The sequence below is a fragment of the Marinobacter sp. X15-166B genome (assembly GCF_001752365.1).
Classification (GTDB): Bacteria; Pseudomonadota; Gammaproteobacteria; order Pseudomonadales; family Oleiphilaceae; genus Marinobacter.
Window position 1 is genome coordinate 3,228,789 of record NZ_MEIY01000001.1, and the last position, 12,935, is coordinate 3,241,723.

At 60.8% G+C, this 12,935-nt stretch carries 10 protein-coding genes; 3 read left to right on the forward strand and 7 right to left on the reverse strand.

From position 1 onward, the window contains the following. Positions 1 to 5: 5 nt before the first annotated feature. Both BG841_RS15225 and BG841_RS15230 read left to right on the forward strand, forming a co-directional pair. A complete protein-coding gene (locus BG841_RS15225) occupies positions 6 to 1,427 on the forward strand; it encodes a Y-family DNA polymerase (RefSeq protein ID WP_070058421.1) in 1,422 nt (473 codons plus the stop codon). Then, positions 1,427 to 4,567: an error-prone DNA polymerase gene (locus BG841_RS15230; RefSeq protein WP_070058422.1), complete on the forward strand. Its 3,141-nt coding sequence runs from the start codon at positions 1,427 to 1,429 to the stop codon at positions 4,565 to 4,567. Before BG841_RS15225 ends, BG841_RS15230 begins: the two co-directional genes overlap by 1 nt. Positions 4,568 to 4,593: 26 nt before the next feature. On the opposite strand, the gene BG841_RS15235 is transcribed toward BG841_RS15230, so the two are convergent. Next, the gene (locus tag BG841_RS15235) at positions 4,594 to 5,586 is read right to left on the reverse strand and encodes a bile acid:sodium symporter family protein (protein ID WP_070058423.1); all 993 of its coding nucleotides are present in this window, start codon (positions 5,584 to 5,586) and stop codon (positions 4,594 to 4,596) included. A 74-nt stretch (positions 5,587 to 5,660) separates the two neighbouring features. On the opposite strand from BG841_RS15235, the gene BG841_RS15240 reads away from it, so the two are divergent. Next, positions 5,661 to 6,458: an AraC family transcriptional regulator gene (locus tag BG841_RS15240; RefSeq protein WP_070058424.1), complete on the forward strand. Its 798-nt coding sequence runs from the start codon at positions 5,661 to 5,663 to the stop codon at positions 6,456 to 6,458. Between the two features lie 71 nt (positions 6,459 to 6,529). On the opposite strand, the gene BG841_RS15245 is transcribed toward BG841_RS15240, so the two are convergent. The 6 genes from BG841_RS15245 to BG841_RS15270 form a co-directional block, all read right to left on the reverse strand. Then, positions 6,530 to 8,278 carry an ABC transporter substrate-binding protein gene (locus BG841_RS15245; RefSeq protein WP_070058425.1) on the reverse strand — a complete coding sequence of 583 codons (1,749 nt, stop codon included), beginning with the start codon at positions 8,276 to 8,278 and terminating at the stop codon, positions 6,530 to 6,532. A 202-nt stretch (positions 8,279 to 8,480) separates the two neighbouring features. Continuing rightward, on the reverse strand, positions 8,481 to 8,756 hold the full coding sequence (locus tag BG841_RS15250) for a DUF2160 domain-containing protein (protein WP_070058426.1): 276 nt from the start codon (positions 8,754 to 8,756) through the stop codon (positions 8,481 to 8,483). Between the two features lie 10 nt (positions 8,757 to 8,766). Further along, a complete protein-coding gene (locus BG841_RS15255; protein WP_070058427.1) occupies positions 8,767 to 9,576 on the reverse strand; it encodes a carbohydrate ABC transporter permease in 810 nt (269 codons plus the stop codon). Positions 9,577 to 9,586: 10 nt separating this feature from the next. Then, positions 9,587 to 10,453 (reverse strand): carbohydrate ABC transporter permease, encoded by an 867-nt coding sequence (locus BG841_RS15260; RefSeq protein ID WP_070058428.1) that lies wholly within the window; start codon positions 10,451 to 10,453, stop codon positions 9,587 to 9,589. Then, on the reverse strand, positions 10,453 to 11,553 hold the full coding sequence (locus BG841_RS15265) for an ABC transporter ATP-binding protein (RefSeq protein WP_070058429.1): 1,101 nt from the start codon (positions 11,551 to 11,553) through the stop codon (positions 10,453 to 10,455). Before BG841_RS15265 ends, BG841_RS15260 begins: the two co-directional genes overlap by 1 nt. Next, positions 11,553 to 12,647, reverse strand: a complete 1,095-nt coding sequence (locus tag BG841_RS15270) for an ABC transporter ATP-binding protein (RefSeq protein WP_070058430.1) — start codon at positions 12,645 to 12,647, stop codon at positions 11,553 to 11,555. The genes BG841_RS15265 and BG841_RS15270 overlap by 1 nt, the downstream gene beginning before the upstream one ends. Positions 12,648 to 12,935: the final 288 nt, after the last annotated feature.

A 12,935-nucleotide genomic window follows, 5' to 3' on the forward strand; every position in this document is an offset into this window, starting at 1 on the left:
GCCCGATGCTCTGGCTCTACCTGCACTTCCCTCACCTGATTCTGGATCACCTCCGGCGCCATCACGAACGGCGTCAGGCGTTGGTGGTGGTTGAAGGCAGTGGCCAGAACATCCTCCAGGTCTGCCCCGAGGCGCGAACGCTGGGCGTGCGACCGGGCATGCGACTGAAAACCGCCACCAGTCTGGCCCCGGATCTGACCCTGGTACGCGCGGACCCTGCCCGGGAAGCCAGGGTTCTGGAGGATCAGGCGCTCTGGCTGTATCGCCACGTCGCTCATATCGTGCTGTGCCCGCCGGCGGGCATACTTATGGAAATTGGCAGCATGCTGCGCTTGTATGACGGTCTTGCCGGAGTCTGGTCCACCCTGCAACGGGCCCTGGAGGAGCGTCAGCTGACGGCCACCCTGGCAACCGGGTACACCCCTCTGGCCGCACGCCTCCTCGCCCGGGCCCACAAAGGCGAATGCACCGCCACCCGCGAGCAACTGACCAACACCCTGGCCCGCCTGTCCCTGTCCGCCGCCGGGTTCGATGCCCGCACCTGTACCCGCCTGCAGCGACTGGGCCTGAACACCCTCGGACAAGTGGCGGCCCTGCCACCGGCGGAACTGGCCCATCGGTTGTCCCCGCAAATCCTGGCCCATGTACAGAAAATCCAGGGAACCCGGGCAGATCCGCAAACGCCCTGGCAGCCGCCCCGGCGGTTCCGGCAACAGACCGAGTTTGTACAGGACATTGAACAGGCCTCCCGGTTGTTATTCCCCCTGCGGCGGATGCTGACAGAGCTGGAGGCCTATCTGTGCTGGCGCCAGCAAGATACCGACTGTTTGCTGCTGAAACTGCACCACCGTCACCGTGAACCGTCCCGGTTACGTATCCGCACCTCGGGCCCCGAGCACCGCGCCGAGACCTTTCTGGGGCTGATTCGGTTGCGGCTGGAGCAGCAGCCGTTGCCGGCGCCAGTCACCCAGATGAAGTTATCCGTCAAACGCTTTCTGGGGCGCGCCACACCCGGCGGCCCTGATTTGCTCGGTGACGGCCAGGATCTCAGCGAAGCCTGGCACACCCTGGTCAGCCGCCTGCAAGCCAGACTCGGCAACCGGGCGCTCATCCGGCTGTCCCCCAAAGCCGATCACCGCCCTGAACACGCCTGGTCGGCCACTGAAGTGCAACGCGCCCACCGGGCTGACCCGGCCCTGAAGCACCATCACTACCCGGATCGTCCCTTATGGCTGTTGCCGGAGCCGCGACCTCTGACCGAAACACCGCAGGCCTGGCTGGCAGGGCCGGAACGCATCAGCAGTGGCTGGTGGGAGGGCCAGCGGGTGCAGCGGGACTACTACGTGGCCCAACTGCCTGACGGCCAGCTGGCCTGGGTGTTTCGGGGGGTAAACAGCCACTGGTTTGTGCACGGCTGGTTTGGCTGATGAACAGCCTCGCGTACGCTGAATTATTCAGCCTCACCAACTTCACCTTTTTAACCGGCGCCTCCCACCCCCATGAGCTGGCGGAGCAAGCCGCCAAACTGGGTTATCACGCTCTGGCGATCACCGATGCCTGCTCGGTGGCGGGCATTCCCCGGGCCTGGGCGGCGCTCAAAGACAGCCCCGTCAAGCTGATTACCGGCAGCTGGTTTGAACTGGACGACGCCCCCCCGGGGGCCAGCGCGCCGGCCTTCGTTCTGCTGGCCCGTACCCGCACCGGGTATGGCCAGTTGTGCCGGCTGATCACCACCGGCCGGCGCAGGGCGCAGAAGGGTCACTACACCTTGCACACAGCCGATCTGGACGAGCACGCCCTGGATGATTGTCTGTGTCTGTGGTTACCGCCCACGCCTGAGGCAGCCGATCAGGACTCGGCACGGGCGTGCGGTCACTGGCTGCAGCAGCGGTTTACCGATCGTTTCTGGATAGGCGCCACCCGCACCCTGGAGCCCGGCGAGGCGCATCAGCTCGCCCGGGTACGCACGCTGGCCGAGCAACTGCACTGCCCGGTGGTGGCCCTGGGTGAGGTGCACATGCACCGCCGGGAACGTCAGCCGTTGCAGGATGTGTTAACCGCGATCCGGCACAACATCTCACTGGAGCGGGCCGGCCACCGTCTGTTCCAGAACGGCGAGCGTTACCTGCGGCCCTTGCCGGTGCTGGAGCGGCTGTTCCCCAGCGCCTGGCTGCAGGAAACTGTAGCGATTGCCCGACAGTGCACCTTTGAGCCCGGCACCCTGCGTTATGAATACCCCCCCGATCTGGTCCCTGACGGGGAGTCGCCCGCCGCCTGCCTGCAGCGTCTGACTTGGGCCGGGGCGCAGCAGCGCTACCCCGAAAGCATCCCCCTGAAGGTGCAGACGCTGATTCACAAAGAACTGGCGTTGATTGCCGAACTGCAGTACGAGCATTACTTCCTTACCGTGTACGACATCGTCGCCTTTGCCCGCGGCCAGGGTATTCTGTGTCAGGGCCGGGGGTCGGCGGCCAATTCGGCGGTGTGTTATTGCCTGGGGATCACCGAGGTCAATCCGGCTCAGGCAGAGCTGTTGTTTGAGCGTTTCATTTCAAAAGACCGCAATGAGCCGCCGGACATTGATGTGGATTTTGAACACGAACGCCGGGAAGAAGTGATTCAGTACATCTATCGGCGTTACAGCCGCGAACGGGCGGCGCTGGCCGCGACGGTGATCCGCTATCGCCCGCGCAGTGCGGTCCGGGATGTGGGCAAAGCCCTGGGGCTGGATGCCGCCCTGGTCGACCAGCTGCTGGAACACATTGACTGGCGCGATCAAGCCAGCAACTGGCGCCAGCAGATTCTCGCCAAGGGGCTCACCAACGACCCGCGGGTCGCCGATCAGTTTTTCTTTTTGGTCAACCAGTTGCTGGGCTTTCCTCGCCACCTTTCCCAGCATGTCGGCGGCTTTGTGATCAGCGCCGGGCCTTTGGCGGAACTGGTACCGGTGGAGAATGCCGCCATGGCGGATCGCACCGTGATTCAGTGGGACAAGGACGATCTGGAAAGTCTGGGACTGATGAAGGTGGATGTGCTCGCCTTGGGCATGTTGTCGGCGATACGCAAGGCGCTGGCCCTGATCCCTGCGCCAACCGGCCAGCCGGTGCGCATCCAGGACGTCCCCAGGGACGACCCCGCCACCTACGCCATGTTGCAGCGGGGCGACAGCATCGGCGTGTTCCAGGTGGAGTCCCGCGCCCAGATCAGCATGCTGCCCCGGTTGAAACCGGCCACCTTTTACGATCTGGTGGTGCAGGTGGCAATTGTCCGTCCCGGCCCCATTCAGGGAGACATGGTGCATCCTTACCTGCGCCGCCGCGCCGGGCTGGAACCGGTCGATTACCCCAACGAGGCCATTCGCCAGGTCCTGGGGCGCACTCTGGGGGTACCTATCTTTCAGGAGCAGGTGATCAAACTGGCCATGGTGGCCGCCGGTTTCAGTGCCGGTGAAGCCGATCAGCTGCGCCGCGCCATGGCGGCCTGGAAATCACACGGTAACCTGACGCCCTTTCGCGACAAACTGATGAAGGGCATGCTGGCACGCGGCCAGGATCCGGAATTCGCCGAGCGGCTGTACCAGCAAATCTGTGGATTTGGCGGCTACGGCTTTCCCGAGTCCCACTCCGCCAGCTTTGCGGTGCTGGTCTACGTATCGGCCTGGCTCAAGTGTCACCACCCGGCCGCCTTCTACTGCGCCCTGCTCAACAGCCAGCCCATGGGGTTCTATACCCCCTCACAACTGGTGCAGGACGCCCGCCGCCACCAGGTGACAGTGTTGCCGCCGGACGTGAATCGCAGCCACTGGGATCACACCCTGGAAAAGCCAGACGGGGCACTGAGACTGGGTTTACGCCTGATTCGCGGGCTATCGGCCAGGGGCGGTAGGGCCCTTGTGCACCAGCGCCCCCCGCAAGGGTATCGCACGGTCGGCGACTTGCGCCGCCGGGCCGGTCTCAACCAGAGGGACCTGGAGTTACTGGCGGGTGCCAACGCCATGCCCGGGTTCACCGCCAACCGCCACCAGGCGTACTGGCAACTGTTGGACCACGAGCTCTCCTCGGGGTTGTTTGCCGGGTCAGACGGGGCCTTGTCCGCGCACGATGCTGGCGAAGCTTATAACGCTGGAGATGCGCCTTTGCCCGAACCCAGTGAAGGCCAGAATCTGATGGCCGACTACCGCAGCCAGGGACTGAGCCTGCAACGTCACCCTTTGGCCTTGCTTCGGGAACAAGGCCAGCTGCCATGGTGTCGCACCGCCGCACAGCTCAAAGATCTGGAGCCCGGCCGGCCGGTGCAGGTGGCCGGTCTGGTGACGGGCCGCCAGCGGCCCGGTTCCGCCTCCGGCGTGACCTTTGTCACCTTGGAAGACGAAACCGGCAATGTGAATGTGATTGTGTGGCTGGCCACCGCACGGCAGCAGCGCAAGCCACTGCTCACCGCACGGTTATTGCAGGTGAAAGGCGTACTGGAAAGAGAGGGCGAGGTTATTCATGTGATCGCCGGCAAGCTGACCGACCTCAGCAACCTGATCAACAACCTGCCGGTTAGTTCGCGGGACTTTCACTGACCGGCAAAAACCACCCACCAGCCGGGCTAGCCCGTCGCTTCCGCCGGCTGACCTTCCCGCGCGTACTGCTGTGCCATCACCGCACACACCATCAACTGGATCTGGTGAAAGATCATCAGCGGCAACAACACAGGTCCGAGCATGGACCCCGCAAACAGGACCTTGGCCATGGGCACGCCGGTAGCCAGGCTTTTTTTGGAGCCGGCAAACACAATGGTGATCCGGTCTTCCCAACTGAACCCGAGCATCCGCCCGAAGGTGGCGGTCAACCACAACACCAGCGCCAGCAACAGGCAGCAGACCACGGTCAGCATCGCCAGGGCGGTTGGCGAGACCGTGCTCCACAACCCCTCAATCACCGACGCACTCAGCGCGGTATACACCACCAGCAGGATGGAACTTTGGTCCACCTTGGCCAGAACCGGGCGGTGTCTGTCGATCCAGCCCCCGATCAACGGCCGCATCAGGTGCCCGACAACAAAGGGCAGCAGCAACTGCACACTGATGGCCAGAATGGAGTTGAGCATGGACGCCGCACTGCTCTCCGCCTGTACATTCATCACCAGCGCCACCAGCACGGGGGTCAACACAATGCCGAGGATACTGGAAGCCGAGGCGCTGCACACCGCCGCCGGGATATTGCCCCCCGCCAGGGAAGTAAACGCAATGGCCGATTGTACCGTGCCCGGCAACACACACAAAAACAGCAACCCCAGATAGAGTTCCTCACCCAGCAGGGGCAGCACCACCGGTCTCAGCACCAGCCCCAGCAGCGGGAACATCACGAAGGTGCAGGCAAACACCAGCAGATGCAGCCGCCAGTGGGTAGCCCCGTCAATAATGGCCTGCCGGGACAATTTCGCCCCGTGCATGAAAAACAGCAGCGCGATCGCCGCAACAGTCAGCCCCTCGAAGAACACCGCCCCCTGCCCATGGGCAGGCAACAAGGTCGCGGCAGCCACCACCGCCAGCAGTACGAGGGTGAAGTTATCGAACAACAGCCGTAAATGAGCAAACATTCTGAAACCCTGGTTGAGACACAATAACGGCTATTGTAATGTGAAACCCGACCTAACTCTGTCGGCAATATGAGATGAATCGTCGCCAAACGGACAAGCAGCAGCAATTATTGGATGAATTGGCCCGCCTGACCGAGCTGCCCCGACCGGTGCTCGGGCAGCAGCTGGCCCTGCCCAACCAGGCCATCGCCACCGACCATCAGCACCCCTGGGTGCAGCTGTCCTACGCCATTCACGGCGTGCTGACCGTTGAAACCGCCACCGCAAGTTACCTGGCGCCCCCCAGTCTGGCGGTGTGGATACCGCCCGGAGTCGTGCACAGTGTGCGCTGCAGCGCCGACACCGAGATTCGCAGTCTGTATCTGGCCCCTGAGGTGTTACCCGACCGGTCTGTGTGCCAGGTGCTGGAGATTCGCCCCTTGCTGCGCGAGCTGATCGTCGCCTTCAGTGAGTTTCCGGTCGAGTACGATGAAGCGGGCCCGGAGGGCCGCCTGGTCGGAGTGTTGCTGGACGAGCTGGCTGCAGCGAACAGTTGCGAGTTGATCTTGCCCTGGCCCAGGGATGTCCGGCTGCAGCCCTTGTGCCGCTATCTTGGCCAGAATCCTGACTGCCAGCAGCCACTGAGCTATTTCAGCGCCCAACTGGGGGTCAGCGATAAAACCCTGATGCGGGATTTCCGTAAACACACCGGCATGAGCTTTCGCCAGTGGCGCCAGCGCAGTCGCCTGCTGGCCGCCCTGCCCCTGCTGGAGCAGAACATGAGCGTGACCGAGGTGGCACTGGCCTGTGGCTATGACAGCCTGTCGGCGTTCATTGCCGCCTTCCGCCAGTTGCTCGGTTACACCCCGGGCAATTACCGCCAGCGTTATTAACCTGTCATCCATTCAGCGCCAAAGTGCCCTGCCTGTATCACCCGGAGGCGACCACAGGCAGGGGGCAGACATCAGCCTTTGCGGGCGTCTTCCCAGGTTTGCAACAGTTCTTCATAAGGGACGGTTTTACCCGGCACCTTTTCATTCGCCAGTTTGGGCTTGGGTGACCCTGGCTGATCCAGCCAGTACTGCGGGTCCCGCGGCTCGTTCAGTTTGGGGCCACAATTGGGCATGACATTGGCCCGCTCCAGCCGCTCCATCACCCGGTCCTGCGCATCGGCCAGACCATCCAGCGCTTTCTGGGGGGTGGCTTCGCCACTGGCGGCCTGGGCAATGTACTGCCACCATAACTGGGCCAGCTTGGGGTAATCCGGTACGTTGGTACCCGTGGGGGTCCACTGCACCCGCGCCGGACTGCGGTAGAACTCCACCAGGCCTCCCAGTTTCGGCGCCATTTCCGTCATGTATTCCGAGTTAATATCTGAATCACGAATGGGGGTCAGGCCGGCAATGGTTTTTTCCAGCGACACCGTCTTGGAGACCGTGAACTGGGCATACAGCCAGGCGGCCAGACGACGTTTTTCGGGGGTTGAATCGAAAAAGGTCCAGGAGCCTACATCCTGATAGCCCAGTTTCATGCCCTCTTCCCAGTAAGGGCCGCGGGGCGAAGGCGCCATGCGCCACTTGGGCGTGGCATCGTCGTTGACGACCGGCAGGCCTTCCTCCACCATGCTGGCGGTAAACGCGGTATACCAGAAGATCTGCTGGGCAATGTTGCCCTGAGCCGGAACCGGCCCGGATTCCGAGAAGGTCATGCCGGTCGCTTCGGGCGGCGCGTATTTCTTCATCCAGTCAACGTATTTGGTGGTCGCGTAGACTGCGGCAGGGCCGTTGGTGGCGCCGCCGCGGGATACGTTAGACCCAACCGGGTGGCACTCTTCCACCCGGATTCCCCACTCGTCTACCGGCACGCCGTTAGGCAACCCCTTGTCGCCGGCCCCGGCCATGGAAAACCAGGCATCGGTAAAACGCCAGCCCAGGGACGGGTCTTTTTTGCCATAATCCATGTGGCCATACACCCGGTTGCCATCGATTTCCTTGACATGCACCGAGAAAAACTCGGCAATGTCTTCGTACGCCGACCAGTTCACCGGTACACCCAACTCATACCCGTAGCGCTCCCGGAACTGCTGTTTCAGGTCGTCACGTTCGAACCAGTCCGCCCGGAACCAGTACAGGTTGGCGAATTGCTGGTCGGGCAGTTGATAGAGTTTGCCATCCGGCCCGGTGGTGAAATCGAGCCCGATGAAATCGTCCAGATCCAGAGTCGGCAGGGTCAGGTCTTTGCCGGAGCCACTCATGATGTCGTCGATGGGCACCACCTTGCCATATCGAAAATGGGTCCCGATCAAATCGGAGTCGTTCACGTAGGCGTCGTAGATGTTCCGGCCCGACTGCATCTGGGTCTGCAGTTTCTCGATCACGTCGCCTTCCTGGATCAGCGTATGGGTTATCTTGATACCGGTGATGTCGGTGAACGCTTTCGCCAGGACGCTTGCTTCATATTCATGGGTGGCTATGGTTTCCGACACCACGTTGATGTCCATACCGCGAAACTCTTTCGCCGCGTTGGTAAACCAGGCCAATTCTTCCAGCTGCTGTTCCTTGCTGAGGGTCGACCGTTGGAAAGACTCAGTGACCCACTTTTCCGCCGCGTCTGCATACTGATCTGCATAAGCCTGCAGGCTCATCCCCAAACTGGCTGCGGCGATAGCGGCACTGAGCATAAGAGCTTTGGGACGTTTGTTGTTGTTAGACATATCCGACCTCATTTGCTGTTTAGTAAAGAGCGGGCGCTAGCCCCACTCCGTTGCTTCCTTCAACCGCAGTTACAGCACGCGATCCTTTCCTTCCGGGCTCGAACGTTGTTTCGTGTTCGCTTTCGAGCACAGCTATCAAGCTAGTTCGTCCAAAAACGGGTGACCACCAATCCAACTGCCGGGCCAGCGCGCCGGCCTACCCCTACCCCCATCGCAGCAAGACCACCATCCACGCGACCGACACGGCCAGCGCAACCCATAAGGTCACGTCACTGACTGCGAGAAAGGTCAGATGGATATAGGCCGCCGATAACAAACCGATAAACAAACGGTCACCACGGGTGGTCGCAATGGGCAAAAACCCCTTGCGCTCCACGCTGGGGGACACCAGTTCATAAACGGTCATCACCGCCAGCAGGCCTGCAATCACCGCGAAAAAGATGGCCACGCTGGGGGTCCAATTCATCCACGCAATCATCATCGCCTCCCTAGACCCGTCCGAGTGCGAAGCCTTTGGCGACATGGTTGCGCACAAACCAGATCACCAGCAGGCCGGGGATAATGGTGAGCACACCGGCCGCCGCCAGCACCCCCCAATCGATGCCGCTCGCCCCGATGGTGCGGGTCATGATGGCGCCGATCGGCTGGGCATCGACCGCGGTCAGGGTTCTGGCCAGCAATAGTTCGACCCAGGAGAACATGAACACGAAGAAAGCGGTTACCCCGATGCCGGAACGGATCATGGGCAAAAACACTTTCACAAAGAAACGCGGAAAACTGTAGCCATCGATGTACGCCATTTCGTCGTATTCCCGGGGCACTCCCTTCATGAAACCTTCCAGAATCCACACCGCCAGGGGGACGTTGAACAGGCAGTGCGCCAGCGCCACCGCTATGTGGGTGTCGAACAGACCGATGGACGAGTACAACTGAAAGAAGGGCAACAGAAACACCGCCGGTGGCGCCATGCGATTGCTCAGCAACCAGAAAAACAGATGCTTGTCGCCGAGAAACCTGTAGCGGCTGAACGCGTAGGCAGCGGGCAAGGCCACCAGCAGGGTAATCACCACGTTGATGGATACATAGGTCATCGAATTGAGGTAACCGCTGTACCAGCTGGGGTCGGTGAATATCACCACGTAATTATCCAGGGTGAAGTTTTCGGGCCACAGGGTCAGCCCTCCGAGAATTTCCTGATTGGTTTTGAACGACATGTTCAGCAACCAATACACCGGGGTCAGCAGCAATACGATGAACACGACGATGGCAACGTTTTTCGAGCGGGCGGGTCTGTTCATAACATCCGCCTCAGGTGTCTTTGTCGGCGTGCGTGATGGCGGTAAAGAACAGCCAGGAAATCAGCAACACGATCAGGAAATACACCAGCGAGAATGCCGCCGCACGACCCAGATCGAACTGACCCACCGCCATGGTGGTCAACGTCTGGCTCAGAAAGGTCGTGGAACTGCCCGGGCCGCCGCCGGTCAGCACAAACGGTTCGCTGTAGATCATGAAACTGTCCATAAAACGCAACAGCACGGCAATGACCAGCACACTTTTGAGCCGCGGCAACTGAATGTAGCGGAACACCGCCCACCGGGAGGCCCGGTCGATCTCCGCCGCCTGATAAAACGCTTCCGGAATGGCCCGCAGCCCCGAGTAACACAGCAACGCCACCAGAGGCGTCCAGTGCCAGACATCCATCAGCAACACGGTCAGCCATGCATCCACCGTGTTCCCGGTGTAGTTGTAGTCCACGCCCAGTTGATTCACACCCCAGCCAAACAGGCCGATATCGCCGCGGGCGAAAATCTGCCAGATGGTGCCGACCACATTCCAGGGAATCAACAGCGGAATGGCCACCAGAATCAGGCACAGTGAGCCCTTGATTCCGGACTTGGGCATCAGCAGGGCAACGCCGATTCCCAGGGGAATCTGGATCAGCAGCACGGCACCGGAGAACAGAAACTGGCGCAGCAGGGAATCCTGCAACCGCTGGTCGGTCAGCACTTCCCTGAACCATTCCGTGCCCACAAAGTACGCCTGCCCCGGACCGAAAATGTCCTGGACCGAATAGTTCACCACGGTCATCAACGGGATCAGCGCCGAAAACGCCACCAGCAGAAACACCGGCAGCACCAGCCACCACGCCCGGTTATCGGGGATCCTGTCCATCACGATTGCTCCTGCACCAGGAATTCATCCACATACAGCATGGTCCATTGGGGCGGGAACGACAGGTGCACCCGGCTGCCGATCCCGGCCTCAAAGTCTTCGTGCATGCGCACCTGCAGTTGCTGTGTGCCCAGCCGCACGGTAATGATTTTGTAAGTACCCAGATCTTCCATGTCCAGAACCTCCGCCTGGTAACTTCCCTCCGCCGCACCGGACGCCAGCTCGATGAATTCCGGACGAATGCCGATTTTGATATTGTTGGACGCAAGACCCTGCAATCGCTCGATCTGCCACTCCTGCAGAGCCACCCGCACCGCGCCAAAACTAACGCCGTCGGCACTGCGCTCCACGTCAATGAGGTTCATGCCGGGACTGCCGATAAAATAGCCAACAAAGGTGTGATTGGGGTGCTCGAACAGCTCGATGGGCGTGCCGAACTGGACAATCTGGCCGTCGTACATCACGGCAATCTTGTCGGCAAAGGTGGACGCTTCCAGCTGGTCGTGGGTCACGTACACCATGGTGATATCGAACTGTTCGTGAATCTGCTTGAGTTTGCGCCGCAGCTTCCACTTGAGCGCGGGGTCGATCACCGTCAAGGGTTCATCAAACAGAATCGCGGTGACATCTTCCCGCACCAGGCCACGCCCCATAGATACCTTCTGTTTTTCGTCGGCGGTCAGGTTGCGGGCTTTTTTGTGCAGTTTGTCTGCTATCTCCAGAATTTCGGCAATTTCTGCCACCCGCGTCTGGATGCGTGCCCCCGGCACCTTGTTGTTCTTCAGCGGAAACGCCAGGTTTTCAAACACCGTCATCGAGTCGTAAACCACCGGAAACTGGAACACCTGAGCAATGTTACGCTCCCGTGGCGACAACTCGTTGACCCGTTGACCGTCAAACAGAACCTCCCCTTCAGAGGGTTGGACCAGACCGGAAATGATATTGAGCATGGTGCTCTTGCCGCACCCTGAAGGCCCCAGCAGGGCATAGGCGCCGCCTTTGTGCCACACGTGGTCAAGCTGGCGGATCGCATAGTCTTCGGGTCCGGCGGGCGACTCGCTGTAGCTGTGGGCCAGGGATTTCAACTGTATTTCAGCCATCAGCCGCCCCTCTCCCCGCCCTGTGCCGGCGTGTGCACCAGTTGCTCGTTGCGATCAAACACGAACAGCTTGTTGATCGGCAGATACACCTTGATGGGCGCGCCGGTGTGATACTGATGCACCCCCATCAATTGGGTGACCATCTCGAAATGACGGTTTTCAACGTGCATAAAGGTTTCTGAACCGCTGATTTCGCTGAGCGCTACCTCCATGGAGATTTCCAGATCGTCATCGTGGGCCGGTACCAGGGCGATGTGGCTGGGGCGAATTCCAAACCAGTAATCCCCCGGTGCCAGCCGGGCCAAATCCCGGGTCAACCCATGGTGGGAGTACTCATCGAAGGTGATCTCGGTGTCGCTCACCCGGCCGCGCAGCATATTCATCGGCGGTTCACTGAACAGTTGGGCGGCCAGGGTGTTCACCGGGTTGCGATACACCTCCATCACCGGTCCGCTCTGTACCACCCTGCCTTCGTGTAGCAGCGTCGTGGTGCCGCCCAGGGCCAGCGCTTCATTGGCCTCGGTGGTGGCGTACACCCCGATGCACTGGCGGACACGAAACAAGTCCCGCAGCTCTGCCCGCAACTCCTCCCGCAATTTGTAATCAAGATTGACAAGGGGTTCATCAAACAGCACCAGCGTGGCGTCTTTTACCAGGGCGCGGGCCATCGCGGTACGCTGCTGTTGACCGCCAGACAGTTCCAGGGGGTACCGCTGCAACAGCGGTTCGATATGCAGCATCGACGCGGTCTCTTTCACGCGTCGATCGATTTCAGCCGCCGCCACCCTGGCCAGACGCAGGGGCGACGCGATATTCTCGTACACGGTAATATTCGGATAATTGATGAACTGCTGGTAAATCATCGAGATATTGCGGCGTTGCACACTTGCGCCGGTGACTTCCACACCGTCGTAATACAAGCGGCCCTGGGTGGGCTTGTCGAGCCCTGCCATCAAGCGCATCAACGACGTCTTGCCCGCCAGCGTGCGGCCCAACAGCACGTTGAACGAGCCGGCTTCAAGGGTGAGGTTCACATCGCGGATGTAGTCAACACCGTCCACTTTCCGTGACAGGTTTTCGAGCGTCAGTGACATGGCTGTTCCTTGCAGTCCCTGGGGAACCCGTCGGGCAAATGCGCCCGGTCGTCAATCCGTTTCAGCCCATCCAACGCAAAGGCCGTACCAGTTCCCCGCGCCGCGGGTGAACAGCCTTCCAGGGTGTTGATCTTCAAAGGATTGTTTATCGGCCGGCAATTACGGTGCCCGCACTGCGGGGTTCGTTTAACGCCAACTTGTTCATTCTGAACATTGCCTCCTACACTGATTGCACAGTGGATTGAACAGTTGCCCGTGCAACCCTGAACAATTCACGTGGCACTGCAG

Coding starts and splice junctions, on each gene's coding strand:
- BG841_RS15250 (WP_070058426.1), bottom strand. CDS start 8,756: ATGATTGCGTGGATGAATTGGACCCCCAGCGTGGCCATCTTTTTCGCG.
- BG841_RS15225 (WP_070058421.1), top strand. CDS start 6: ATGCTCTGGCTCTACCTGCACTTCCCTCACCTGATTCTGGATCACCTC.
- BG841_RS15260 (WP_070058428.1), bottom strand. CDS start 10,453: ATGGACAGGATCCCCGATAACCGGGCGTGGTGGCTGGTGCTGCCGGTG.
- BG841_RS15240 (WP_070058424.1), top strand. CDS start 5,661: ATGAATCGTCGCCAAACGGACAAGCAGCAGCAATTATTGGATGAATTG.
- BG841_RS15245 (WP_070058425.1), bottom strand. CDS start 8,278: ATGTCTAACAACAACAAACGTCCCAAAGCTCTTATGCTCAGTGCCGCT.
- BG841_RS15270 (WP_070058430.1), bottom strand. CDS start 12,647: ATGTCACTGACGCTCGAAAACCTGTCACGGAAAGTGGACGGTGTTGAC.
- BG841_RS15230 (WP_070058422.1), top strand. CDS start 1,427: ATGAACAGCCTCGCGTACGCTGAATTATTCAGCCTCACCAACTTCACC.
- BG841_RS15255 (WP_070058427.1), bottom strand. CDS start 9,576: ATGAACAGACCCGCCCGCTCGAAAAACGTTGCCATCGTCGTGTTCATC.
- BG841_RS15265 (WP_070058429.1), bottom strand. CDS start 11,553: ATGGCTGAAATACAGTTGAAATCCCTGGCCCACAGCTACAGCGAGTCG.
- BG841_RS15235 (WP_070058423.1), bottom strand. CDS start 5,586: ATGTTTGCTCATTTACGGCTGTTGTTCGATAACTTCACCCTCGTACTG.